Below are 24429 nucleotides of genomic sequence, written 5' to 3' on the forward strand. Positions count from 1 at the left end.
CTCCAAGCTAAACGGTTCTTGGTTCTTGGTTCTTGGTTCTATGCCTTCTTCACGTTGCACACAAACACCTTGGCCTCGTGGATGCTGACGTTTGGGTCGCCGATCATTGCCGAGAGGTTGTTCACCACGTCGCCGACGGCGATGCCTTTGTAGCCCCAATGCCAGGGCATTCCGACATAGTGCACGCGCTTGCCGCCGATCGTGTACGGGCGCACGCGCCGCGTCACCAGCGCCTTGGCGGTGATGCTGCCGCGCGGCGTGCTGATGGTGATCGGCTGGGTGTTGGCCACGCCCAGCTCCTCGGCGTGCTCGGGGCTGATCTCGGCGAACAGCTCGGGCTGTAGCTCGGCCAGCCAGGGCAGCCAGCGGCTCATGGTGCCGCTGAGGTGGTGCTCGGTGAGCCGGTAGGTCGAGAGGATATGCGGGAATTCGGCCGAGCCGACGCCGGCCAGCCGCTCCTGCGGCTCCCAGACCTTGGTGGCCGGGTTGGCCTGCTGCTTGTACACCGCGTTCGCCACCGGCGACTCGAATGGCTCGTAGTGGGCCGGCAGCGGGCCATCCACCAGGCCGCTGGGCGCGAACAGCCAGCCCTTGCCGTCGCCCTTCATAATGAACGGCGACGCGCCGTCGTGGAAGTCCAGCCCGATGCCGTTGGGCTTGGCCGCCGCGTCGGGCCGCTTGCTGATCGGGAAGTCGGGCACGTCGAGGCCGACCCACTTGCCGGTGATGGCGTTGCCCTGCGCGTCTTTTCCCGCGTCGGCGGCTGCGTCGAAGTACACATACCCCTTGGCCTTGCCGCCGCTGAACTGCTGCGCCAGCCGGGCTTCTTTGGGCCACGGGTTGCCGGCCGGGTCGGCCGAGGCGCGGTTGTACATCTGGCGGCGGTTGGCCGGCCAGGCGAATCCCCAGCCGAGCGCCACCCAATCGTCGCCCTGGCGCGCGGCGGCGCGGTTGACGCCATTGGGGTGCTGGTCGTCGGGGGCGTAGATGCCCGAGTAGATCCAGGCGCCGCAGGCGGTGCTGCCGTCGTCCTTCAGGTCGGCGAAGCTCTTGAGCGGCTTTTTGTCGGCCCAGGTGTAGCCGTTGATCTCGCGCATGATCCGGTCGGCCGAGGGCTCGTCGGCAATCTGCCAGCCGGCGGCGCGGTTCTCGGCTTCGTCGATGTAGTCCCAGGTCAGGTTGAGCAGGCCCTGGTCGCGCGCGGCGGTGCTGCCCTGGTACAGCTGTTTCAGGCGCAGGCCGAGGTGCACGGTGAACCAGATATCGCTGCGGCAGTCGCCGGGCGGGTCGGCGGCCTTTTCGTGCCACTGCACCAGCCGCTGCGTGTTGGTGTAGCTGCCGTCCATCTCGGGCACGGCGGCGGCGGGCAGGAAAAACACCTCGGTCTGAATGTCGGCGGGGTTGAGCTTGCCGCTCTTGACCTCGGGGCTATCCTTCCAGAAGCTGGCGGTTTCGGTCTCGAACAGGTCGCGCACCACCAGCCACTTGAGCTTGGCGAGCGCCTTGCGCTGGAAGCCGGCGTTCTGGCCGCCCACGGCGGGGTTCTGGCCCATGGCGAACATGCCCTCGACGGCGCCCTTGTCCATCTCGACGAACATGGGCATGTGGCTGTGGTCGCCTTTGATCTTGGGCAGCCAGTCGTAGCCGAAGGCGTTTTCGGGCGTGGCCGCGTCGCCGTACCAGGCCTTGAGCTGGCTGACAATGAACTTGGGGAAGTTGCTCCAGTAAGCCGTCGGCGTCACCTCGGTCTCGATATAGTCGCCGAGCGTGTCGTGCTTGCGGTTGACGTTCGGCGTATTCAGGTAGCCGGGGTGCAGGTTGTAGAGCGTGGCGATGTCGGTGCTGCCCTGGATGGTGGCGTGGCCGCGCAGCGCGAGGATGCCGCCGCCGGGACGGCCGATGTTGCCGAGCAGCAGCTGCACCAGCGTCGAGGTGCGGATGAGCTGCACGCCGGTGGTGTGCTGGGTCCAGCCCACGGCGTAGCAGATCGCGCTGGTTTTGTCGGGGCCGCTGTTAGCCAGCAGCGTCTCGGCCACCTGCACAAACACGTCGCGCGGCGTGCCGCACACCTGCTCGACCAGCTCGGGCGTGTAGCGGGCGTAGTGCCGCTTCATGATCTGGAAGACCGTGTTCGGGTCCTGCAGCGTGCGGTCTTGCAGCGGCGGCGGGCCTACCAGCTTGCCGACGCGCGCGGCGAAGCTCTGGGCGTCGTCGCCGGGCTGGTTTGGCTGGGTGCTGGGCGTGCCGGGCTGGCCGGTCGGCGGGCCCTGGCCCTGCTGGCCACCCGCTGTCGGGTTGTTCGTCGGCTGGCCGCCGGGCTGCTGCTGCGCGCCGGTGCCGTTTTGCTGGCTGCCCTGGCCGGGCGGCGTGTTCGAGGGCAGTCCCTGGCCCTGGCTCTGCTGCGACTGGCCGTCGCGGCCGGGGTTTGGGAGCGACTCGCTCTGGTAGGCCCAGCTGGCGGTGTTGTAGCGCTTGGCCTGCGCGTCCCAGCCGCTGAACAGGCCCTCGAGATCTTCGGGGCCACGGTAGTCGGGGTTGATCAGCGTCGGCGCGTTGGTATAGCTGGCGACATACTGCTTGAAGAACGGCTCCTCGTTCCAGCGCCTGCTGTTGATAATATAGTTCACCAGCGCGCCTAGGAACACAATGTCGGTGCCGGCGCGCACCGGCGCGTAGGTGTTCGCCATCGCGCTCGTGCGCGTGAAGCGCGGGTCGACGTGGATGAGCTTGGCGCCCTTCGCCTTGGCCTTCATGGGCCAGCGGAAGGCCACGGGATGGCACTCGGCCATGTTCGAGCCCATGATCATGATCGCGTCGGAGTGCTGCAGATCCATCGAGAAGGTAGTGGCGCCGCCACGACCCAGCGAAGTGCCCAGACCGGGCACGGTGGAGCTGTGTCAGATGCGCGCCTGGTTCTCGATCGCCACCACGCCCAGGCCGCGCAGCAGCTTGAGCTGCGCGTAGTTCCACTCGTTGTCCATGGTCGCGCCGCCCAGCGAGAAGATGCCGAGCGTGTGGTTGGCCTTTTTCTGCACGTCGTTGCCGTCGGCGTCTTTGGCCGTAACCGTCTCGACGAACGTGGCGTCGCGGGTCTGCTTCACGCGCTCGGCGATCATGTCCATGGCCTTGCCCAGCTCGATCGGCTCCCACTCGGCGGCGCCGGGGCGGCGGTACAGCGCGCGCTTGCTGCGCAGCGGGTTCACCGCCAGCTGGAAGCTGGCCGCGCCCTTGGGGCAGAGCGTGCCGCGGTTGATCGGGCTGTCGGGGTTGCCCTCGATATTGATCACCTGGCCATCTTTGAGGCTGATCAGCGTGCCGCAGCCGACGGCGCAGTAGGGGCAGACGCTCGGCACCTCTTTGGCGCCGGCTATTTTCAGGCTTTGGGCGTGGCTGGCGATCGGGCGCAGGCTCATGCCGAGCGCCAGGGCGCCGCCCAGGCCGGCGCCAGCTTTCAAGAACTGCCGGCGGCTGATCGCGCTGTGCTGCTGATCCATCGGGTTCTCCTTGCTGGCGCGATCTGGCAGGCCATAGCCGCGCGCCGGTGTGAGCTATGGCACAGCAAGAAGCATACCTGTAGGCTGGCGCGGCGGGTGTGGCACAGGCCGTGCTATGCTCAGGGCTGGTGCACGTGTATCGACCAGCCCGCTTGCCTGCTCCTGAGCAGAGGCGGGAATCTTCAGTGTGCGTTTTTCCGCGCGGAGCGTGGAAAAACGCACACGAAAAACAGGACAGTCCCGCTCTGCCGAAGGCAGGGCACGCCGACTGCGTACGTCCTAAAAGTTTACTCAATAGACACGAGTTACATGGTAGGGGTTCGGGGGGCGGCAAAGCCACCCCCGAAAACTTCCTTTTTGGCCGGTCGCGGCCACCGCCGTGGCCGCGACCGGCCAAAAAGAGATGATTTTGGAGGGCTTGCGCCCTCCAAGCCTCCCACGCCGGAGGACACCGCGTAACTCGTGTCAATAGAAAGGGCGAAACATGTACGAGGAATGGCTAACGCTCGAAGATGCCGCACGCATGCTGCAGATCGAGGCCGCCACGGTGCGCGCGTGGCTTGGCGAGGGGCTGGCGCACGTTGAGGATCCTGACGGCGGCGTACGCATCCAGCGGCGCGACCTCGACGCGTTTCTGGCGCAATTGGGGCAGGGCGCGGCGCGCGACGCCGCCAGCGAGACCTAGCCTACGTCATCTCGCGGCCCATGTCGCGCACGTCGTAGCCGCCGAGCGCGGTGACGGCGGTGCGGTACGCGGGGCTGGCCAGCGCCTGCCGCAGTGGCGCGAGCAGATCGCCCTCCCAGAACCGGCGCGGGATGGCCAGGTCGTAGCGCTCCTGGAACAGTGGCACGAACGCCAGGCCAAGCGCCTGTGCCGCCGCGCGGATGCCCAGGCCGGCATCGGCCGCGCCGCCGAGCACGGCGGCGGCCACGGCCATATGCGTAAACTCCTCGTGGCCGTAGCCCGCAATCGCGGCCGGGTCGATCGCCGCGCGGCGCAGGTGGTAATCGAGCAGCACGCGCGTGCCCGAGCCCTTCTGGCGGTTCACAAAGCGCACGCCGGGGCGCGCCAGGTCGGCCAGCGCCGCCAGGCCGCGCGGGTTGCCGGGCGGCAGCACGAAACCCTGGTCGCGGTAGGCCAGGTTCACCAGCACGATCTCTTCATCGGGCAGCAGGCGGGCCACAAAGGCGCGGTTATACTCGCCGCTGGCTTCGTCGAGCAGGTGCGTGCCGGCGAGGTGCGCGTCGCCGCGCCGCAGCGCCGTAAGGCCGCCGAGGCTGCCGACATTGGCCGAGGTGAGGCGCACTGCCGGGGCGAAGCGGCGGATGTGGCCGGCGAGCAGGTCGAGCGCGAGGTCGTGGCTGCCGATCGCCACGATCGTATGCTCGATCTCGTCGAGCGGGCGCAGCAGCTCGGCGCGCACCTCGGCGCCGGCGTGGATGCCCTCGGAGAAGCGCGGCACCAGCACGATGCCGTCGGCGCGCACCAGCGACATGACCACGCCGGCGCCGCGCGTCAGCGGCGTGGCAATCAGCCGATCGCCGACGCGCCCGAGCGCCACGCGCACGAACTCGTCTTCGCCGATCGGCGAGAGCAGCTTGCGGCTGAACACCGCCGTCGCCGCCGGGCGAGGTGGCGGAAGCTGGCCCTGCAGGCGGTAGATCAGCGGCTGCAGAAACAGCTCGGCGGTGAGCGCGGCCGACACCGGGTAGCCCGGCAGGCCCAGCAGCGGCCGGCCGCGCGCCGCGCCCAGGATGGCCGGGTGGCCGGGGCGAATCGCCACGCCGTGCACCGCCACCTCGCCCAGCTCGGCCACCACCACAGCGGTGTAGTCCTCGGAGCCGGCCGAGGAGCCGGCATTCACCACGACGATATCGTGATCGGCCAGCGCGCGCTCGACCGCCGCGCGCAGCAGCTCGCGCCTGTCGGGCACGGGCGCCAGGCGCGTGGGCACGCCGCCCCACTCGGCCACCTGCCCGGCGAGGATCAGCGAGTTGAACTCGATGATCTCACCGGGCTTCAGGCTAGGATGAAGAACCAAGGACGAAGGATAAAGGTCGCTCGTATCAGGGTCGAGCACGTCACTGTTCAGCCCACCGCTACTATCCATCACAATCGTGCTTTCGCCTTTCGTCCTTGGTCTTTCGTTGGGTCGGTCGTCGGTGGTGGGGAGAGAGACCAGCTCGGTGCCGGTCGGGATGATCGCCACGCGCGGGCGGCGGCGCACCTCGACATCGGCGTGCCCTGCGGCGGCGATCGCGCCCAGGTCGTAGGGGCGCAGCAGGTGGTTCTCGGGCAGCACCAGCTCGGTGGCGACGATATCTTCGCCAAGCGGGCGGACGTGCTGCCAGGGCGCCACGGCGGCCATGATCGCGATCTCATCGCCCAGCTCGTGCACGTGCTCGGCCATCACCACCGCGTCGCTGCCGGGCGGCAGCGGGTCGCCGGTGTCGACCCAGGTGGCCTGTGCGCCGAGCCGCAGCCGCAGCGGGCTGGCCTCGCTGGCGCCGGCGGTATCGGCGGCGCGCACGGCTACGCCGTCCATGGCGGCGGCGTGGTAGTGCGGCGACGAGACCCTGGCCCACACCGGGGCGGCGGTGACGCGCCCGAGCGCTTCGGCGAGCGGTACGCGCTCGCCCGGCAGCGGCTCCGCGCCGCCCACGCGCGCCAGCAGCGCGTCGAAGCGCGCGCGGGCATCGTCGAGCGCGCGGTCTTCGAGGTAGTATTTTCGCGGCATGAGCTTCTCCCCAGATTTCACCACAGAGGCACCGAGAGCACCGAGAAATTGCCTGAGAGGCTGTTTGAAAAGGGGTGCGCGAGGGGCTATGCCCTCGCACTTCCCTTTGTGCCTCGGCGGTGAAAACCTAAAACACGCGCACGCTCACCTGCTCGCCGGCATATAGCCCGGCCAGGTCGAGCGGCACGCGCAGCAGGCCGTCGGCGTGGGCCATGGTATAGATCAGGTTCGACTTGCCAAATACCGGGTCGGCCCACAGCGCGCCGTCGCGCGCCGCGAGGCGCACCGGCACGAAGTCCTCGCGGCCGGGGCGCGAGGCGACATTGCGCGCCAGGCGGGCCTGCACGCTCGCACCGCGCCCGGCCGACTCGTCGCCCAGCAGCCGCAGCAGCGCCGGCGCCACGAACAGATCGAACGCGATCATCGTCGAGACCGGGTTGCCGGGCAGGCCAAACACCGGCTTCGCGCCAACGAGCGCCAGGATTGTCGGCTTGCCGGGGTGGATCGACACGCCGTGCACCAGCACGCCGGGCTGGCCGAGCGCGGCGATCACCTGCACGGTCATGTCGCGGGTGCTCACCGAGCTGCCAGCCGAGATCACCAGCGCGTCGGCGTCGGCGAGCGCCTGCTGGGCCACGGCGTGCAGCTGCGCCGCGTCGTCGGGCGCGATGCCGGCGAGCAGCGGCTGGGCTCCGGCTTGCGCGGCGAGCGCGGCCACGGTGTAGCTGTTGATGTCGCGCACCTGGCCCGGCTGCGGTCGAGCGCTGGGCGGCACCACCTCGTCGCCGGTGGCCAGGATCGCCAGGCGCGGCTGCGCCGCCACCGCCACCTCGTCGATGCCCAACCCGGCGAGGCCGCCGAGATCTTGCGGGCGCAGCCGGTGCCCGCGCGCAAACAGCAGCTCGCCGGCGCGCACGTCTTCGCCGATCGGAATGACATTCTCGCCGACCGCGACCGGGCGCAGCACCTCGAGCGTGCCGGCGTCGAGCAGCTGGGTGTTCTCGACCATCACCACCGCGTCGGCGCCGGGTGGCAGCATGCCGCCGGTGTGCACGCGCGCGGCCTGGTTGGGCTGAACCGCCAGCCCGGCGGCGCGGCCCATCGGCACCTCGCCGCAGAGCTGCAGGTAGGCCGGCAGCGCCTCGCCGGCGCCGTAGGTGTCGGCCGCGCGCACCGCAAAGCCATCCATCGTCGAGCGCGGGAACGCCGGCAGATCGACCGGCGCGCGCAGCTCGGCGGCGCTGACGCGGCCAAGCGCCGCGAGCAGCGGCACGCGCTCGGCGCGGCCCAGCGGCTGAAGGTGCGGCAGCAGGCGGCCGAGCGCCTGCGCAACGGTGACAACCTGAAAAAGCTCGGGCATAACCTGGCTTTCCGCTCGTATGCTGGCCGGGATTCTACCACATTGGCGGCGCGCGCAGGGCCGGCGTGGTATACTCTGCGCGAGCATAGGTACAAAGGAACGTCATGTCGCAACAACAATGGTCTGATGTCGATGCATATATTGCCGGGCGGCTGATACCCGCCGATCCGGCGCTTGACGCCGCGCTGGCGGCCACGGCGGCTGCGGGCATGCCGATGATCAACGTGGCAGCGAACCAGGGCATGCTGCTGCAGGTGCTGGCGCTGGCGGTGGGCGCGCGCGCGATCCTCGAGATCGGCACGCTGGCGGGCTACAGCACGATCTGGCTGGCGCGCGCGCTGCCCGCGGGCGGGCGGCTGATCTCGCTGGAGTTCGACCCGCGGCACGCCGACGTGGCGCGCGCCAACCTCGCGCAGGCCGGGCTGGCCGGCGTCGCCGAGGTGCGGGTGGGGCCGGCGCTGAGCACGCTGCCGCAGCTGGCGGCCGAGGGCGCCGGCCCATTCGACCTGGTGTTCATCGACGCCGACAAGCAGAACACGCTGCCGTACTTCAGGTGGGCGCTGCAGCTGGCCCGGCCGGGCAGCCTGATCGTGGTCGACAATGTCGTGCGCGACGGCGCGGTGATCGACGCCGGCAGCGCCGACGCGAGCGTGCGCGGCGTGCGCAGCTTCTTCGACGCGCTGGCCGCCGAGCCGCGCGTGGCCGCCACCGCCATCCAGACGGTGGGCGACAAAGGGTACGATGGGTTGGCGATAGCGGTTGTGCGCGAGGTTGCCGATGACCGATGACTATACCTTTGACTGGGTTGCGCTCGCGGCGATTGAGCCGGTGGCGGCGCTGGCCGAGCAGTGCTGCGCCGAGCAGGGCCTGGGCGGCACGTGGTACTCCAGCGCGCCCGGCGGCATCGAGGTGAAGGGCTGCCGGATCAGCGCCGACGGGCGCACCACGCTGGCCGTGCTGACGCTGCAAGCCTTCCAGCCCGGCCAGACGCACCTGCGCCTGCAGCCGGCCGCGCGCGCCGCCGACCCGGCGCGCGTGGCACAGCTGGCCAACGCGCTGTTCGCCGCGCTGCGCGCGCGCGGCTGGGCGCCCGGCGACTCGCCGCTGCTCGGCCACACCCCGCGCTTTATGCGCCCCACTGGCTTCACGCCGCGCCCCGGCGAGTAGCTGCCGGCGCCCGCGCACCCCCCCCGCCGATCGGCAGGCTGGCCGCAAACCTGTGCAACGCTGCGTGGGCGAGCCGGCGCCAAATTGGCCCGCCACATAAAATTCCTCTCCAACACCACATCCGTTTTTGCCACACGTGCGTAGAAAAGAATGAGTAGTGCAAAGGAGATGCACAGCACGGGCTGTGGTCGCTGCTCGACGGCAAATGGCAGAGGAGAGAAAACATGCGCAAGACGATGACGTGGCTAAGGGTCATGCTGGGCGGCATGCTGGCGCTGGCGGTGGTATCGGCGGCGTTCGCGCAGGGCAACGCCAAGGTGCGGGTGGTGCACGCCTCGCCCGACGCCCCGGCGGTGGACGTGTACGTAGACGGCAACAAGGTGCTGACAAATGTGCCATTCTTCACCGCGAGCGACTACCTGGACCTGCCGGCGGGCGAGCACCGCTTCCAGGTGACGCCCACCGGCCAGCCGGCCGACAAGGCGGTGATCGACGCCAAGGCCACGGTTGAGGCCGGCAAGGCCTACACCGTCGCGGCCACCGGCAAGGTCGCCGATATCAAGCCGACGATCCTGGCCGACAACCTGGCCGCCCCGGCGGCCGGCAAGGCGCACGTGCGGGTGGTGCACGCCTCGCCCGACGCCCCGGCGGTGGATATCAAGGTGAAGGGCGGGCCGGCGCTGATCTCGAACCTGGCGTTTCCGAAAGACAGCGGCTACCTGCCGGTCGACGCCGGCAGCTACGACCTGACGGTGAACGTCGCCGGCACCGACACGGTGGCGCTGGACCTGCCGGGCACCAAGCTCGAGGCGGGCAAGATCTACGATATCTTCGCGGTGGGCCTGCTGGCCGACAAGACGCTGACCGTAAAGGTGACGACGCCGGCCCCGCTGGCGGCGGCACCTGCCCCGGCGCAGCTGCCGAAGACCAGCGGCGAGGAGCTACCGCTGGCGGTGTTCGCGGCGATGGCGGCGCTGCTGCTGGGCGGCGGCCTGCTCATTCGCCGGCGCGCGCGCTAGTTTCCCGACGAGGAGAAGGAGATCGGGAAGCGAGGGGAGGGTTCGCGGGGCGGCAATGCCGCCCCGCGAACTTTTTTATTGCCCGGCGTATGCCGCGCCTCGCGAGCGCGTACGCAGGCCGGCGAAACCGGCGAGCCAAGCCCCGGCAAGGATTGACAATCGGATCATCTGATGCTATCATCTCGCGCCAGCAACCCCATATCAACAAAGCACATACATCGTAGCCTTGCCGGCTAGATTGCGCCACACCAGGCCCCAGCGATGCGAATCGAGGCCGGCCTCTGGCGCCTGGGCTTGCTTTTTGCACCCGCCGAGGTGCCAGCTGCCTGTTTGTTGCCACAGCTGAGCACGCCGGCTTTTCGCCGCTGGCTCCCATAGCCCGGAGGTGCGCGTGCCGGGTATCGAAAGGAGGTGGAGGGCTGGCTAGCCGGCCCACGGCTGTTTGGTCTTGACGCATCAGATCCACGTGAGATCTGAGCTGACACCGCCCGTCAGAGCGAACACAGGAGGCCTCCATGCGTTTCAGATTCTCCCGATCGTACCCAGCCTTTGCCGCACTGCTGCTGCTGACGCTGCTGCTCGCCGCGTGTGGCGGCGGCGCACCTGCCGCGCCCCAGCCCACCGCCGCGCCTGCCGCGCCCCAGGCTACCGCCGCGCCCGCCGCCCCCGAGCCCACCGCCGCACCTGCCGCCCCCGAGCCCACCGCTGCCCCCGCCGCCGAGCCGGCCGCCGGCGCAACGCTGAACGGCGTAACGCTCCCGGCCGATGCCGCGCCGGCCGACCAGCAGGTGTACATTACCCACTACGACAACTCGCTGAACTTCACCACGCTCGACTTCTGGCAGTCGGTGTACGAGCGCGGCGGGGCAATCGCCGACGTGCTGACCGAACCGCTGGTGCGGCTCGACAAGAACTTCCAGATCGTGCCAGCCGCCGCCACCGAGTGGAGCGTCGACTCGAGCGGGCTGGTGTGGACGTTTAAGCTCGACCCGAACCTGATCTGGTCGGACGACACGCCGCTCACGGCCGACGATTATGTGGCCACGTTCCGCTACGGCGCCGACCCCAAGCACGCCTGGGACTTCACCTGGTTCTTCAATGGCGTGATCAAAAACTGGGACGACGTGGTGGCCGGCAAGATACCGACCGACCAGCTTGGCGTCAAGGCCATCGACGCGCATACCCTGCAGATCGAGACCCAGACGCCCGCGCCCTACATCCCGGCGATGATGCTGTACAGCCAGGCGCTCCAGAAAAAAGCGCTTGAGGCCCACGGCGGCCTGTACAACTCCGACGTGGCGACCTCGGTTTCGGCCGGGCCGTACATCCTGAAAGAGTGGCGCAAGGGCGACCGCGTGATCTACGAGGCCAACCCCAAGTACAAGGGCAAAAACAAGCCGTTCATCCAAAAAGTGATCAGCATCGGCTCGGCGCCCTCGACCGACTTCGCCGCCTACCAGAACGGCGAGATCGACTTCATCGGCGGCGGCAACCTGTCGCCGGCCGACAACGACATCATCGCGGCCGACACGGCACTCTCCAAAGAGGTGCACCCGCACTACGGCGACTTCCGCACGCACTACCTGTTCTTCGATACCAAAAAGCCGCCGTTCGATAACCTGAAGGTTCGCCAGGCGTTCAGCCACGTGATCGACCGCGACTCGATCATCAAGGAGATCATCAAGCCCTCGCAGGGCATCCCGGCCTACTCGTTCCTTATGCCCGGCTTTCCGGCCGCCAACTCCGACGGCCTGAAGGACATCCAGAGCTACGACGTGGCCAAGGCCAAGCAGCTGCTCGCCGAGGCCGGCTTCCCCGACGGCAAGGGCTTCCCCAAGCTGACGCTGTGGCTGCGCAACGAGCCGCCGGTGCGCCAGGCGATGGCGCAGGCGATCGCCGCGTCGATCAAGCAAAACCTGGGCATCGACGTCGAGGTGTCGAACAAGGACCAGAAGATCTTCACGGCCGCGATGAACGCCAAGCCGACTGAGATCCAGTTTGGCATGGTCTCGTACGGCTTCGACTTCCTCGACCCGTTCAACATGCTGGGCGTGTGGCTCGGCGGCGGGCGGCACAACTGGAACAACGCCCAGTTCGACGACATGGTGAAAAAGGCCGCCTCGTTCACCGGCGACCCGGCCGAGCGCACCAAGATGTTCCAGGACGCCGAGAAGCTGCTGGTGAGCGACGTTGGCGGTATCTTCATCTACCACCAGACGGTGAGCGACCTGTACAAGCCCTACCTGAAGGGCAGCGAGCTCGAGCCCGACAAAAACGGCTTTGCGGCGCTGCACTGGCCGGGCTTCGCGAACATGAGCACGTCGATCGGCTCGATCTACATCTCCAAGGACGCCGGCGATCGGCAGATCCCGCAGTAGGCGGCTGCCTACGGCGATCGGCTGTTCTGTTTGAGCGTGGCGAGGCCTGCTGGCCTCGTCACACCTCGCCAGGTGGGCGCGCGGCCGGCAATCTTCGCCGCCCCGAGCGCCCACCCCCATGGCTGGTTCGCGAGAACCACGGCGAAGGAACGCATATGGCGCGCTACTTAATTGGCCGGATTCTCGGCATGGTCGTAGTGTTTGTGCTTGTCTCGATCGTCGCGTTTCTGCTGATGCACTCGGTGCCGGGCGGCCCATTCGACGAGGAAAAATCGCCGCTGCCGCCGGCGGCGCGCGCCAACATTCTGCGCAAGTACGGCCTCGACCAGCCGCTGTACGTGCAGTACCTGCGCTACATGGGCAATGCCCTGCGCGGCGATTTCGGCATCTCGTATCAAAGCCCCACCGAAAGCGTGCTGCAGCTGATCGGGCGCGCCTGGCCGGTGAGCATCAAGCTCGGCGGCATGGCGATCGTGGTGGCGTTCAGCAGCGGCCTGCTGTTCGGCATCCTCGCCGCCGTCAAGCAGAACAGCATGCTCGACTACGTGGTGACGTTTATCTCGACGCTCGGCCTCACCGTGCCCAGCTTCGTGATCGCGATCTGGCTGCTGCTCTTGTTTGCGGTGCGGCTGCGCTGGCTGCCGACCGGCGGCTGGCCTAGCGGCGGCAGCGGCGACTGGAAGACCATGATCATGCCGGTGATCACGCTGGCGCTCGGGCCTTCGGCGCTGGTGGCGCGCTACACTCGCTCCAGCCTGGTCGAGGTGATCCACGCCGACTACATCCGCACCGCGCGCGCCAAGGGCCTCTCGGAGACGGTGGTGGTGATGCGCCACGCCCTGAAAAACGCGCTGATCCCGCTGATCACCGTGTTTGGCCCGCAGATCCCTAACCTGATCACCGGCACGATTTTTGTCGAGGTGATCTACCGTGTGCCGGGCCTGGGCAAGTTCTTTGTGTCGAGCATCTACCTGCGCGACTACCCCATGATCATGGCCACCATGCTGCTGGTAGCGACGCTGTGGAGCTTCACCTACCTGCTGAGCGACATTTTGTACACGCTGGTCGACCCGCGTGTGCGGCTGTATGGAGATGAGCGATGAGTGCGATAGCCGACGAATCGGCGCTGATCGCGCTGTCGGAGCCGCAGCGCAGGCCAGCCAATCTGTGGCGCGACGCGTGGCGGCGCTTTTTCAAGAACAAGCTGGCGGTGGGCGCGCTGGTGGTGATGCTGCTGCTGGTGGTGCTGGCGGTGGGCGCCGACGTGATCGCGCCCGCGCGCTACGACTACTCGGTGCTGTCCGAGGCCAACCAGTTCCCGTTTCGCAGCGCCAAGCACGTGCTCGGCACCGACAGCGTTGGCCGTGATTTTCTGAGCCGCCTGATCTACGGCGCGCGCGTCTCGCTGCTGGTGGGCTTTTCGGTGCAGGCGATCGCCGTGGTGATCGGCATGTCGCTCGGCACGCTCGCGGGCATGTTTGGCGGCTGGGTCGACTACATCGTGATGCGCTGGGTCGAGGTGCTCACGTCGATCCCGATCTGGCTGTTCGCGCTGTTTCTGATCTCGATCTGGCGCGGCTCCGACCAGGACAGCGGCAGCGGGGTGCTGAAGGTGATCGTGGCGATCGGGCTGATCGGCTGGGTCGATATCTGCCGGCTCACGCGCGCGCAGCTGCTGTCGCTGCGGCAGAAGGATTATGTGCTGGCGGCGCGGGCGATCGGCGCGACGCCGCTGCAGATCGCGCTGCGGCACCTGCTGCCAAACGCGCTCGCGCCGCTGATTGTGGCGATCACGCTGGGCGTGCCGACGGCGATGTTCACCGAGGCTGGGCTGAGCTTCCTTGGCTTTGGGATCAACGATCCGCTGCCGAGCTGGGGCAAGATGGTGGCCGACGCGAACGCCTATATCCGGGTGTACTGGCACCTCGGCCTGTTCCCAACGCTCTTGATCGCGCTGACGATGCTGTCGTTCTCGTTTGTGGGCGATGGCCTGCGCGACGCGCTCGACCCGCGCACGAGCAAGTAGCCGCCAGAGCGTTTGAGCGAATGAGCGTAGAGAGTTTGAGCGTTTGAGCGGGGAGCGCATTGCCCGGTGTAGGGCGCGCATGGTGCGCGCCCCCATAGGCAAAGAAGGCTATGCCACCACTAACGCCGTGCGCTCATGCCTCAGGGCAAATCTACACCCGTGCCCGTGCCACAAGGCATGCGCCACCGGCATAGCGAGAGTGGCGGCATTCTTTTACAGGGGCTGGGGCGCGAAGCCCCGGCTCACCCCGAGAGGGAGAAGGCGCGGACGATGCGCACCCTACGGGACGAAGGCTGTGCCAGTGGCAATGCCGTGCGCTCATGCCTCAGGGCAAACCCACACCCGTGCCCGCCCCCACGAGGCATGCGCCACCGGCGTCGCTCAAGCGGCGGCATTCTTTTACGGGGTCTGGGGCACGAAGGCCCCGGCTCACCCGTAAGGGAGAAGGCGCGGACGATGCGCGCCCTACGGGACGAAGGCCGTGCCAGTGGCAGTGCCGTGCGCTCATGCCTCGGGGCAAACCCACACCCGTGCCCGCCCCCACAAGGCATGCGCCACCGGCATAGCGAGAGTGGCGGCATTCTTTTACGGGGTCTGGGGCGCGAAGCCCCGGCTCACCCGGAAGGGAGAAGGCGCGCACGATGCGCGCCCTACGGGACGAAGGCCGTGCCACCATCAACGCCGTACGCTCATGCCTCAGGGCAAATCTACACCCGTGCCCGTGCCACGAGACATACGCCACTGGCGTCGCTCAAGCGGCGGCATTCTTTTACGGGGTCTGGGGCGCGAGCCCGCTCACCCCGAGAGGGAGAAGGCGCGGACGATGCGCGCCCTACGGGACGAAGGCCGTGCCAGTGGCAGATGCCGTGCGCCATGCCCAGCAAACCCACACCCGGCCGCGCCACGAGGCGGCCACCGGCGTCGCTCGCGGCGGCACTTTTAGGGGTCTGGGGCGCGGCCCTGCGGGGAGGCGGCGGGCGCCCTGCCGGGGCACGGGGGCGCGAAGCCCCCGAGAGCCCTCTGCTGCAGAGCAGGGCACGGGGGCGCGCAGCCCCCGAAAGTCCTGGTGGGGCGAGAGCGCAGAGCGAGCGATTTTATGATGCGGGCGGCTCCTTGCGGAAGACCAGAATGAACTGGTGCACCTGGTTGGACACAAACGCGAAAGGGTAGCCGAACGGGTACAGGTTCTGGCCCTGGTCGTGCCAGATCCGGTAGCCGCGAAACGTCAGGCCGGGCAGCTGCGCCAGCTCGGCCACGATGTCGGCGTGGAGCATGTTGTGGTGCTCGCGGGTGGGCTGCATGTCCTTGGTGAACAGCACCAGGTAGCCGCGCGGCTTCAGGTGCGCCAGCGCGCCCGCCAGCACATCGCGCAGCGCCGCCAGGAACTCGCGGTAGCCGAGGTTGCCGAGGTCGGCCGGGTCGGCGGTGAAGGGCGTGGCGTCGGCGCGGCCCTGCTTTTTGCGCTCGCCGGTTTTTGGGCGCGCCATCATCTGGGCGTAGGGCGGGTCGGTGAGGATCAGGTCGAACGGCGCGGCTGCGACGGCGGGGTACTCGGCCAGGCGGCGCGCGTCGCCGACGACGAGCTGCTGCCGGGCGAGGCCCAGCGCGTCGGCGGCCTGGGCATAGATCGCGGCGTACTCGGCCGCGAGCTCGACGCCGACGCCCTCGCGGTCCTCGAGCGCGCAGGCTAGCAGCGTGCCGCCGACGCCGGCGAATGGGTCGAGCACGCGGCCGCCGGCCTTGGTGAAGAAGCGGATCAGCTCGGCCATGAGCTGCGGCGGCTTGGGCGAAGGGTGGGCGCGGCGCAGCGCGTGGGCGTAGGCCTCGGGGCCGCTGGTGGGGTAGCGCGTGCTGATCACCGAGCGCAGTGCGTACGTCCACTCGCGGCCGGTCAGGTCGTTCAGCGTGTTGCGCGGGTCGGGCGCCGGCGCGCCGCCGGAGTCGCCAGGCGCGCGCGCCTCGTCGCGGTCGTTCATGCTTTGCCGTTGCGGGGCGGCCGGGCAGCCGCGCGGATGCCGATGCGCTGCATCATACCATATTCTGGCGGCCGGGGCATCGTGGCGGCGCGGCTATGGCAGGGCTGGTGCAATGTCTTTCGACCCCTCCCCCCTACCCCCTCCCCTGTCAGGGAAAGGGGTGACACATCTGGCTGTGTGGTGCGGTCGCCGCCGCGACCGCACCACAGCCAACAATCCCCTCTCCCGCGTGCGGGAGAGGGTAAGGGGTGAGGGCCGACGTTGCACCAGCCTTGGTGGCTATGGGTAGCTGAATGTGCTCACCACCGTGCCCTGGGCATCGCGCAGCGTCGCGGTGTCGCCGCCGTTGTTCCACACCGGCTGGCCGCGGCCCCAGTACAGGTTGGCCGCGTCGTCGGCGCCGGCCTTGACCCACACGCGCACCTCGGCGCCGGCCGCCAGCGTGAACGCCGGGAATGTGTAGGTGGTGTTTGCCGCGTCGCTGAGCGTGTAGCCGCCCATCGCCAGCGCCGCGCCGCCGACATTGCGGATCAGCACGGACTCGTCGAGCGCGACAGGCGGCGCGGCGTCGATCGCCACAATCCGCGCCTGGCCCTGCGCGGGCGGCGGGTCGCCAAGCGCCAGCGGGATGAACTGCACGTGCTCGGGCGCCGGGTTCGGGCCGGCGTTGCACACAAACGCGCCGGCGCCGATCGCCCCGCGCAGCCGGGCGAAGTCGCTCGCGAACGCGCCGGCCACTGCGGCACTGTGCACGATCAGCATGTTCTCGTCGTTCGCCGAAACGGCGCTGCTGGTCCAGTTGGTGCTGCCGGTGATGATCTGCGGATCGCTGGCGGTGCCGGCGTCGATCACCGCGTACTTGTCGTGCAGCTTGGGCTGCCAATCCTCCACGCGCACCGTCACGCCTGCGGCGCATAGCGCGTCGCGCTGGCTGAACTGGCTCGCGGCCGAGGCGGTTTCGAGCAGCACCTCGACTGCGACGCCGCGGCTGTGCGCCGCGATCAGCGCCTGGGCCAGCGGCGCGCTGGTGAAGGTGAACATGGCCACCCCGATCGACGTTTGGGCGCTGTTCAGCGCGGCGACCATGCGGCTCTCGACGTTGTCGGTGGGGGCGAAGGCTACCTCGACGGCGCTGCCGGCCACGCTGGCGCTGTGCGCGGTGTTGTCGGTCTTCTGGTTGTGGAACTTGCCGCCGAACATCTCGGCGAACTCGGCGCCGTAGATATCGGCCACCACGGTCGAGGTGATCACCACCACGTTCTCGCCGTTGCGCACAAAGGCGTTGTCGGAAAAGTTGGCGCTGCCGGTCCATGTGACGCTGCGGTCGAACACGGCGAACTTGTTGTGCATCAGGCTGTCGCTGGCGTCGGTGACCACCGGGATGCCGGCGCTGGCGACGGCCTGGTAGTAGGCCGAGTACGCGGGGTCGGCGGCGTCGAGGTTATCGCCAACCAGGCGAACGGCGAGGCCGCGCGCCTTTGCGGCGATCAGGGCGTCGCGCACGCTGGCGCGGTTAAAGTCGTACAGCGCGATGTCGATGCTGCTTGTCGCCTGCGCGGCCAGCGCGCTGAACAGCCGGTCGGCCGGGGTGACGGTGGCGGTATCGGAGTTTTGCAGGCTGCCCAGCAGCAGCGGCGTGATGCCCTCGGCTGCGGCGGCGGCGCGGGGCGGCGCCGCGAGGCCGCCCGACCAGCAGCACAGGGCGGCCAGCAGCCAGACACAGAGCCGATAGCGGCGTAGCGATGCGCGCATAGCTGTTTCCTTTTTTGCCGTCATATCATTTGAACGGCGCCGGGCCGCAAAATTGCGTAGCTTGCCGCCAGCACCAGCCACAGCAGTGCCAGCGCGGGCAGCGCCAGCGGCAGGATCTCGTCGAGCGCGATATGAAACAGAAACACGTCCATCCAGTCGCGGTGGTATGTTCCGCCGATGTACAGCAGGTCGGGCATGTTCGCCCACAGCGCCAGCGCCAGCGGGGCCAGGCCGTCCCAGCGTGCGGGTGCACGGCCGAAGTAGCTGCCGATCAGCAGGCCTAGCAGCGCCACGTCCCAGCCGGTGAGCGTGTGCAGCAGGAAGTGCTGCAGCGCGCCGAACTGCGCCTCGACCAGCAGCAGCGGCGCCAGCAGCGCCGAGGGCAGCAGCGCCAGCGCCAGCCGCGCCAGGATGACTCGTGTTCGGGCCATTGTTTGCCTCGCGATCGTGTCTGGAGCCGGGCGGCGGGCTACTGCTGCCCGCCCAGGCCGCGCGCCACAAACTCGCTGATCTGCGCCGCGCCGAGGCCGCCGTTGATCTGCACCGTCACCGCGCGCACCACGCCCGCGCCGTCGATCAGCACCAGCGCATTGCTCTCGACCGGCCCGGCGATGCTGTCGGTCTGGTGGTACAGGCCATAGGCCGAGCCGACCGGGTGCCGCCCGGCGATCGACGCTTCGGAGAGCAGCGTGAAGCTGAGGCCAAGCGAGCGCGCGTAGGCGCGCTGCACTGCCGGCAGGTCGGTCGAGATCGCCAGCACGGCACAGCCGTGACGGCTTAGCTCGGGCAGGGCCGCCTGCAGCGCGCGCAGCTGCTCGCGGCAGATCGCGCAGTTCACCGAGGGCACAAACGCCAGCAGCGCCGGGCGGCCGCGAAAATCGGCCAGCGACACCGGCGCGCCGCTGGGCGAGGGCAGCTGCCACTCGGGGGCGGCCTGGCCCACCCACACCAGCGGCGTGCGCGCCCGGCGCTCGACGAACACGCCGAACGCTGTGAGCGCGGCCAGCGCCAGCGCGCACCCGGCGATCACCGCGCCCAGCAGGCGCCGCGAGGCCACGGCGCTCACTGGGGCGCCTCGGCGCCAGCAGCCGGCAGCAGCCCGAGCGACGCCAGCGCTAGCGCCGCCAACGCGGCGGTGCCGAGCACCAGGCCATTCAGCGCCAGCTCGCGCGCCAGCGCGCCGCCCAGGCCCGCGCCAAGCGCGCTGCCCAGGCCCAGCAGCAGCGTGTAGATGCCCATGGCCGCGCCGCGCCCCTCGCTGCGCCCGGCCACGTCGGCCAGGTAGGCCAACCCGGCCGGCGTGAAGCCGCTCTCGGCCACGATCGCCAGCGCCAGCAGCGCGGTGACGCCCCAGCGCAGCGCGGGCGGCCAGCCCGCAGAAGTGTTCAGCAGGTAGATCAGCAGGCAGGCGCCGAGCATCGCGGCGATCGTGATCCGCAGGGCGCGCACGCGCGCGACCCGCGCCAGCAGAAAGCCCCAGAGCGTGACGCCGGCCGCGAATACCAGCGCGTAGCCCAGCAGGATCGCGCCAACCTGGCCGGGCGAGAAGCGGCCGACGAGATACTGGCCCACGGCAGGCGGGCCGCTGAGCTGAAACGCGATATGCGTCAGCCACAGCCCGATGATCGCGTTCATCGCGAGCCACGCCGGCGCGAGCCGCCGCAGCAGCGGGTCGGCGAGCGCGCGCCACAGCCCGGCCAGCGGCGCCGCTGCCGCGCCCGGCGCCTGGGTGCCGCCGCCCGCGCCCCAGCCGAACAGCGCCGCCGCCAGCAGGTACGCCGCCGCCAGCATGCTGAACGCCAGCGTGGCGAAGCGCTCCCATAGCTGCCCGCCCACCAGCCCGCCGAGCGCGAGTCCGGCCAGCAGCGACAGCTCGTAGAAGCTCATGATGCGCCCGCGCCGCGCCGTGTCGCCGCGCGATACGTCGGTGAGGTGCGCCAGCAGCGCCGGGCCGCCGGCGGCGGTGGCCACCCCCTGCAGCGCGCGGGCCAGGTAGAACAGCGGCACCAGCGCGCCTAGCCCAAACACCTGCGTGGCGGCGGCGCCGAGCAGCGCGCCCAGCACCAGCAGCGCCCGTGGCGACCAGCGGTCGGCCAGCAGGCCGACCGGCAGCGCGCCAGCCACCTCAGCCACGTTCACCACCACGCCGAGCGCGCCTACCAGCCCGGCGTCGAACGGCCGGCCGGCGCGGGCCAGCGCGGCCAGGTAGAAGCCGATCAGCGCGCCGCCCGCCGACGACGCGATGCGCAGCAGGCCGTTGGCGATCAGCACGGCCAGCAGCCGGCCGGCGCCGGGTTGTGTCATGGCGTTGCTCTGCTTCAGGTCGAACTGGCGCTATTCTAGCAGAGATCGCTGCGCGCTGCTGGGGCGTGCCAGTGGGGCGGAAGAAGCGTGGTTCCAGCGGCAGCGCCCTGCGGCTATGCCTCAGGGCAGCGCGAGGGCTCGTGCAGCACCACGAGGCATGCGCCACGGCGGCTGAGCGCGAGGCGGCATTCTTTTGCAAAGATCGGCAACCCTGCCCCAGGCTGCGCCAGCAGCCAGACTCGTGCTACACTAGCAGCAGGCTCGCAATCGGCGCGCCAGGCGCGCGAGGCATCTATGCATATTCTCCAGATCTACAAAGACTACGCCCCGGTGCTCGGCGGCATCGAGAACCACGTGCGCGACCTGGGCGAGGGCCTGGCGGCGCGCGGCCACCGTGTTACCGTGCTGGTCACCAGCCTCGGGCGGCGCACCAGTGTCGAGCAGCCGCTGCCCGGCCTGACGGTGATCAAGGCCGCGCGCGCGCTGCACCTGGCCTCGACGCCGCTGAGCCTGGCGATGCCGCGCCTGGCCCGCGCGCTGCGCCCCGACGTAGTGCACCTGCACTTCCCCTACCCGCCCGGCGACATGGTGTACTGGCAGATGCCCGAGCGCGCGCCGCTGGTGGTCACATACCACAGCGATATTGTGCGCCAGCGCGCGCTGCTGCGCGTCTACCGGCCGCTGCTTGGCCTGACGCTGCGCCGGGCCGCGCGCATCCTGCCAACCAGCCCGAACTACCTGGCGTCGTCGCCGTTTTTGCGCCGCCACGCCGCGCGTTGCAGCGTGGTGCCGCTGGGCATCGACACCGGCCGCTTCGCCGTGCCCGAGCCGCGCAAGGCCGGCGGCTTCCGCGCGCGCTTTCCCGGCCCGCGCCTGCTGTTCGTCGGGCGGCTGCGCTACTACAAGGGCCTGCACGTGCTGCTCGACGCCATGCCCGCGCTGCGCGCCGAGCTGCTGATCGGCGGCAGCGGCCCCGAGCGCGCCAACCTCGAAGCCCAGGCACAGCGCCTGGGCCTCGCGAGCCGTGTGCACTTTCTGGGCGATGTGCCCGACGAGGACCTGCCGGCGCTGTTTCAGGCCGCCGACGTGTTCGTGATGCCGGCGCACTTGCGCGCCGAGGCGCTGGGGCTGGCGCAGATCGAGGCGCTGGCCAGCGGCCTGCCGTGCGTCAGCACCGAGCTTGGCACCGGCACGAGCTACGCCAACCTGCACGGCGTCACCGGGCTGGTGGTTCCGCCCGGCGACGCGGCCGCGCTGGCTGCGGCGATCAGCACGCTGCTGGCCGACCCCGCGCTGCGCGCCCGGTTTGGCGCGGCCGGCCGCCAGCGCGCCGCCGAGCTGTTCTCGCGCCAGCGCATGCTCGACCTCGTCGAGGCGGTGTATCGCGATGTGTTGACATAAAGCAGGCGCGCTTCAAACGCGGCTAGAACAGCAGGTTTGCGAGCTTGCGCCGGGCTGGCGCCACCAGCGGGTCTTGGTCGCCGAGTGCAGCGAACAGCGCCAGCAGCGCCTTGCGCGCGCCGTCGTCGCGGAACGCGCGGTTGCGCCCGACGATCGCCAGCAGATGGTCGATCGCCTCCTCGTTCTGGCGTGCGCGCGCCAGCAGCGCGGCGAGCTTGTAGCGCGCGTCCACGTCGTTGGGCGTGGCCGCCACCTGGGCCTTCAGCGCATCGAGCTTGCTGGTGCGCGCCTCGCCAAAGAACTCGGCCAGCGCCAGCCATGCCTGCGCGGCGGCGTGCTGCGGCGTGCCGCTGGGCACCTGGCGCAGTGCCTCGACGCCCTCGGCCTCGCCTTGCAGCACCAGCACGCGCCCCAGCGCCAGCAGCGCCTCGTGGTCGTCGGGGTTCTGGCCGAGCGCCAGGCGGTAGCGCGCGGCCGCCTCGGCCGGGTCGCGATCCTCAAGCTCGCGCGCCGCGCCGAACGGGTCGTTCGCCTGCGCCGGCAGCACGCGCTTCAGCCAGGCGCGCACCTGCGACTCGGGCAGCGCGCCCTCGAACTGATCGGCCAGCTTGCCGTCGCGGAAGGCCTTGACGGCGGGGATGCCCTGCACGCGGAACATCTGCGCCAGGCGCGGGTTGTTGTCGACATTCACCTTGGCCAGCACGAACGCGCCCTTCGACTCGTTCGCCAGCTTCTCGAGCGTCGGCCCGAGCACGCGGCATGGGCCGCACCACGGCGCCCAGAAATCGACCACCACCGGCGTCGTGCGCGAGCGCTCGAGCACCTGCGCCTGAAACGTGCGCTCGTCCACGTCGAACACTGCGGCCGGCTTGCTCGCGGCCTGCCCTAGTATCTGTGTTGCCATCGATCGTGCCTCTGCTTTGCCACGCAAGGATCTTTTTGAGAACTGCCATTGCTGTGTGGTGTATGATACCACGACCAGCGCGGTTAGTTGTGGCAACGCCGCCGCCAGCATATAATAGGCTCTCGGGCGTGGGTAGGCACGGTGCGGGCGCGATCCATCGCGCCGCTAGGTTCCGGCTTGAGCCATGCCTGTTATTGGAAATGAGGACTTACGCGGTGCCCTCGCGCGTGGGAGGCTTGGAGGGCGCAAGCCCTCCAAAATCACTCTTTTGGCTGGTCGCGGCCACCGCCGTGGCCTCGACACACCAGGGCTCGTGCAACGTCTTTCGACCCCTCCCCCTACCCCCTCCCCTGTCACTAATCTTTACCCACATTTTTCCTCGGCTACGATGTGGTGGTACGATAGGAGCAGATGTTGTCGATCGGTGCGCGAACGGAGGCTCAGTATGGATGTTGTTGATGTCACGCTGATGGATTCGTGGGCGGAGGAGGAATTCGCTGCCGCTGACTTGGGTGATGCGCGCCGCACCAAGCGCTTGATCGCCTTGGCCGATACCTTTGCTCGCCGTCCCTCCGCCTCCTTGCCCCAGGCTGCCCAGATCCCGCCATGCTCAAGGCCGCCTATCGCTTCTTTGACACCGATGCGATTGAACCTGACGCCATGCTCGCCAGTCATTGTACTGCCACTCACGACCGTTGTAGCAGTGTGCCGCTGGTGCTGGCCGTGCAGGATACCTCCGAACTCGATTGGAGCCACCATCCGGCCACCACCGATCTTGGCCCGATCCATACCAAAAAGCACCTCGGCTTGCTGATGCATACCACTCTGGCGATCACTCCTGAGGCAGTACCGCTGGGCATTCTGCAGCAGTATGTGTGGGCACGCGACCAGACGACCTTCGGTGAACTGCCTGATCCGCATACACGCCCGTTTGAAGACAAAGAGCTATCGCTGGGCGCAGGGCTTGAAGGCAATCAATGCCGCGCGCGAGGCCTGTCCGACCACACAGTTCGTCCTGGTCGCTGATGCCGAGGCCGATATCTACGACCTGATGGTCGCCGAACGGCACGCCGGGGTTGATCTGCTCATTCGTGCTGGTCAGGATCGGCGTGTTGAGCACCCCGAGGCTCGTCGGCTGTGGCAGGCACTGCCGCTGGGAACGCGGGTGGGCAAACGCGTGGTGCATATTCCCGCTCGTGATGGCAAAGCGGCGCGCACGGCAGAGGTCACGATTTGGTTTCAGACCGTGATACTGCGGCCACCTCAGCGGTGTGCCAAGGAGAAGCTCACGCCGGTGAGCCTGACAGCGGTTTGGGCGATTGAGGAGACGCCACCGCCTGGCGTGGAGGCGCTCGAATGGCTGTTGCTGACCAGCGTTGCGGTTGAGCGCGCCGCGCAGGCGCTGACGGTGCTGGAGTGGTATTGTCGACGCTGGGGGGTTGAGATCTGGCATAAAACGCTGAAAAGTGGCTGCGCGATCGAGACGCGGCAGTTGGAGACGGCAGATCGGCTGCGGCGCTGTCTGGCGCTGTTCAGTGTGATTGCGTGGCGGGTGATGTTCAGCACAATGCTGGCGCGCGCCGTGCCGGATGTGTCGTGTACGGCGGTGTTGGACACGGCGGAATGGCAGGCGCTGTATTGTCACATCCATCGGACGCTGATACTGCCGGGCAAGACACCCGGTCTGCACGACGCGGTCGGCTGGATTGCGCGATTGGGCGGCTTCCAAGGGCGCAAGGGTGATGGCGAACCAGGCGTCACCGTGATGTGGAGAGGATTTCAACATCTGGCCGATCTGACCTCCATGTACTGCCTGTTCCGTCGTTCGCTCAACAACGAACATGTGGGTAAAGATTAGTCCCCTGTCAGGGGAGGAAACACATCTGGCTTTGTGGTGCGGTCGCGGCGGC

General features: G+C 69.0%; 19 protein-coding genes and 1 pseudogene. 11 read left to right on the top strand and 9 right to left on the bottom strand.

What is annotated here, in order from left to right; all coding sequences use genetic code 11:
• Window positions 1–38: 38 nt before the first annotated feature.
• The gene (locus U0177_RS12705) at window positions 39–3494 is read right to left on the bottom strand and encodes a molybdopterin-dependent oxidoreductase (protein WP_409571008.1); all 3456 of its coding nucleotides are present in this window, start codon (window positions 3492–3494) and stop codon (window positions 39–41) included.
• 484 nt (window positions 3495–3978) lie between these two features.
• On the opposite strand from U0177_RS12705, the gene U0177_RS12710 reads away from it, so the two are divergent.
• The gene (locus tag U0177_RS12710; protein ID WP_409571009.1) at window positions 3979–4179 is read left to right on the top strand and encodes a helix-turn-helix domain-containing protein; all 201 of its coding nucleotides are present in this window, start codon (window positions 3979–3981) and stop codon (window positions 4177–4179) included.
• Between the two features lies 1 nt (window position 4180).
• On the opposite strand, the gene U0177_RS12715 is transcribed toward U0177_RS12710, so the two are convergent.
• Window positions 4181–6232, bottom strand: a complete 2052-nt coding sequence (locus U0177_RS12715; RefSeq protein ID WP_409571010.1) for a molybdopterin biosynthesis protein — start codon at window positions 6230–6232, stop codon at window positions 4181–4183.
• 127 nt (window positions 6233–6359) lie between these two features.
• On the bottom strand, window positions 6360–7592 hold the full coding sequence (glp, locus tag U0177_RS12720) for a gephyrin-like molybdotransferase Glp (RefSeq protein ID WP_409571011.1): 1233 nt from the start codon (window positions 7590–7592) through the stop codon (window positions 6360–6362).
• A 104-nt stretch (window positions 7593–7696) separates the two neighbouring features.
• On the opposite strand from glp, the gene U0177_RS12725 reads away from it, so the two are divergent.
• From U0177_RS12725 to U0177_RS12750, 6 genes are all read left to right on the top strand, one after another.
• Window positions 7697–8380, top strand: coding sequence for an O-methyltransferase (locus U0177_RS12725; protein ID WP_409571012.1), 684 nt, complete (start codon window positions 7697–7699; stop codon window positions 8378–8380).
• Window positions 8370–8759 carry a hypothetical protein gene (locus U0177_RS12730; RefSeq protein WP_409571013.1) on the top strand — a complete coding sequence of 130 codons (390 nt, stop codon included), beginning with the start codon at window positions 8370–8372 and terminating at the stop codon, window positions 8757–8759. Before U0177_RS12725 ends, U0177_RS12730 begins: the two co-directional genes overlap by 11 nt.
• Window positions 8760–8983: 224 nt before the next feature.
• Window positions 8984–9778: a DUF4397 domain-containing protein gene (locus U0177_RS12735; RefSeq protein WP_409571014.1), complete on the top strand. Its 795-nt coding sequence runs from the start codon at window positions 8984–8986 to the stop codon at window positions 9776–9778.
• Window positions 9779–10293: 515 nt separating this feature from the next.
• Complete coding sequence (locus U0177_RS12740) at window positions 10294–12156, top strand: peptide ABC transporter substrate-binding protein (RefSeq protein WP_409571015.1); 1863 nt, start codon at window positions 10294–10296, stop codon at window positions 12154–12156.
• A 155-nt stretch (window positions 12157–12311) separates the two neighbouring features.
• Window positions 12312–13259 carry an ABC transporter permease gene (locus tag U0177_RS12745; protein ID WP_409571016.1) on the top strand — a complete coding sequence of 316 codons (948 nt, stop codon included), beginning with the start codon at window positions 12312–12314 and terminating at the stop codon, window positions 13257–13259.
• Window positions 13256–14182, top strand: coding sequence for an ABC transporter permease (locus tag U0177_RS12750; protein ID WP_409571017.1), 927 nt, complete (start codon window positions 13256–13258; stop codon window positions 14180–14182). Before U0177_RS12745 ends, U0177_RS12750 begins: the two co-directional genes overlap by 4 nt.
• Before the next feature lie 1094 nt (window positions 14183–15276).
• On the opposite strand, the gene U0177_RS12755 is transcribed toward U0177_RS12750, so the two are convergent.
• From U0177_RS12755 to U0177_RS12775, 5 genes are all read right to left on the bottom strand, one after another.
• On the bottom strand, window positions 15277–16158 hold the full coding sequence (locus U0177_RS12755) for a TRM11 family SAM-dependent methyltransferase (protein ID WP_409571018.1): 882 nt from the start codon (window positions 16156–16158) through the stop codon (window positions 15277–15279).
• Window positions 16159–16437: 279 nt separating this feature from the next.
• Window positions 16438–17910, bottom strand: coding sequence for a phospholipase D-like domain-containing protein (locus U0177_RS12760; protein WP_409571019.1), 1473 nt, complete (start codon window positions 17908–17910; stop codon window positions 16438–16440).
• Between the two features lie 20 nt (window positions 17911–17930).
• Window positions 17931–18341 carry a hypothetical protein gene (locus U0177_RS12765; RefSeq protein WP_409571020.1) on the bottom strand — a complete coding sequence of 137 codons (411 nt, stop codon included), beginning with the start codon at window positions 18339–18341 and terminating at the stop codon, window positions 17931–17933.
• Window positions 18342–18379: 38 nt separating this feature from the next.
• A complete protein-coding gene (locus U0177_RS12770) occupies window positions 18380–18976 on the bottom strand; it encodes a peroxiredoxin family protein (protein ID WP_409571021.1) in 597 nt (198 codons plus the stop codon).
• A complete protein-coding gene (locus U0177_RS12775) occupies window positions 18973–20214 on the bottom strand; it encodes an MFS transporter (RefSeq protein WP_409571022.1) in 1242 nt (413 codons plus the stop codon). The genes U0177_RS12770 and U0177_RS12775 overlap by 4 nt, the downstream gene beginning before the upstream one ends.
• A 294-nt stretch (window positions 20215–20508) precedes the next feature.
• On the opposite strand from U0177_RS12775, the gene U0177_RS12780 reads away from it, so the two are divergent.
• Window positions 20509–21615: a glycosyltransferase gene (locus U0177_RS12780; protein WP_409571023.1), complete on the top strand. Its 1107-nt coding sequence runs from the start codon at window positions 20509–20511 to the stop codon at window positions 21613–21615.
• 22 nt (window positions 21616–21637) lie between these two features.
• On the opposite strand, the gene U0177_RS12785 is transcribed toward U0177_RS12780, so the two are convergent.
• A complete protein-coding gene (locus tag U0177_RS12785; protein WP_409571024.1) occupies window positions 21638–22519 on the bottom strand; it encodes a tetratricopeptide repeat protein in 882 nt (293 codons plus the stop codon).
• 469 nt (window positions 22520–22988) lie between these two features.
• On the opposite strand from U0177_RS12785, the pseudogene U0177_RS12790 reads away from it, so the two are divergent.
• From U0177_RS12790 to U0177_RS12800, 3 genes and pseudogenes are all read left to right on the top strand, one after another.
• Window positions 22989–23105 (top strand): annotated as a pseudogene (locus tag U0177_RS12790) (transposase DNA-binding-containing protein); the annotation flags it as partial.
• Window positions 23106–23125: 20 nt separating this feature from the next.
• Window positions 23126–23545 carry a hypothetical protein gene (locus tag U0177_RS12795; protein ID WP_409571113.1) on the top strand — a complete coding sequence of 140 codons (420 nt, stop codon included), beginning with the start codon at window positions 23126–23128 and terminating at the stop codon, window positions 23543–23545.
• Window positions 23484–24377 carry an IS4 family transposase gene (locus U0177_RS12800; protein ID WP_409571111.1) on the top strand — a complete coding sequence of 298 codons (894 nt, stop codon included), beginning with the start codon at window positions 23484–23486 and terminating at the stop codon, window positions 24375–24377. The genes U0177_RS12795 and U0177_RS12800 overlap by 62 nt, the downstream gene beginning before the upstream one ends.
• Window positions 24378–24429 lie beyond the last annotated feature (52 nt).

The sequence above is a fragment of the Kouleothrix sp. genome (genome assembly GCF_046328425.1).
Classification (GTDB): domain Bacteria; phylum Chloroflexota; class Chloroflexia; order Chloroflexales; family Roseiflexaceae; genus Kouleothrix.

Coding starts and splice junctions, on each gene's coding strand:
- U0177_RS12710 (WP_409571009.1), top strand. CDS start 3,979: ATGTACGAGGAATGGCTAACGCTCGAAGATGCCGCACGCATGCTGCAG.
- U0177_RS12715 (WP_409571010.1), bottom strand. CDS start 6,232: ATGCCGCGAAAATACTACCTCGAAGACCGCGCGCTCGACGATGCCCGC.
- glp (WP_409571011.1), bottom strand. CDS start 7,592: ATGCCCGAGCTTTTTCAGGTTGTCACCGTTGCGCAGGCGCTCGGCCGC.
- U0177_RS12725 (WP_409571012.1), top strand. CDS start 7,697: ATGTCGCAACAACAATGGTCTGATGTCGATGCATATATTGCCGGGCGG.
- U0177_RS12730 (WP_409571013.1), top strand. CDS start 8,370: ATGACCGATGACTATACCTTTGACTGGGTTGCGCTCGCGGCGATTGAG.
- U0177_RS12735 (WP_409571014.1), top strand. CDS start 8,984: ATGCGCAAGACGATGACGTGGCTAAGGGTCATGCTGGGCGGCATGCTG.
- U0177_RS12740 (WP_409571015.1), top strand. CDS start 10,294: ATGCGTTTCAGATTCTCCCGATCGTACCCAGCCTTTGCCGCACTGCTG.
- U0177_RS12745 (WP_409571016.1), top strand. CDS start 12,312: ATGGCGCGCTACTTAATTGGCCGGATTCTCGGCATGGTCGTAGTGTTT.
- U0177_RS12750 (WP_409571017.1), top strand. CDS start 13,256: ATGAGTGCGATAGCCGACGAATCGGCGCTGATCGCGCTGTCGGAGCCG.
- U0177_RS12755 (WP_409571018.1), bottom strand. CDS start 16,158: ATGAACGACCGCGACGAGGCGCGCGCGCCTGGCGACTCCGGCGGCGCG.
- U0177_RS12760 (WP_409571019.1), bottom strand. CDS start 17,910: ATGCGCGCATCGCTACGCCGCTATCGGCTCTGTGTCTGGCTGCTGGCC.
- U0177_RS12765 (WP_409571020.1), bottom strand. CDS start 18,341: ATGGCCCGAACACGAGTCATCCTGGCGCGGCTGGCGCTGGCGCTGCTG.
- U0177_RS12775 (WP_409571022.1), bottom strand. CDS start 20,214: ATGACACAACCCGGCGCCGGCCGGCTGCTGGCCGTGCTGATCGCCAAC.
- U0177_RS12780 (WP_409571023.1), top strand. CDS start 20,509: ATGCATATTCTCCAGATCTACAAAGACTACGCCCCGGTGCTCGGCGGC.
- U0177_RS12785 (WP_409571024.1), bottom strand. CDS start 22,519: ATGGCAACACAGATACTAGGGCAGGCCGCGAGCAAGCCGGCCGCAGTG.
- U0177_RS12795 (WP_409571113.1), top strand. CDS start 23,126: ATGCTCAAGGCCGCCTATCGCTTCTTTGACACCGATGCGATTGAACCT.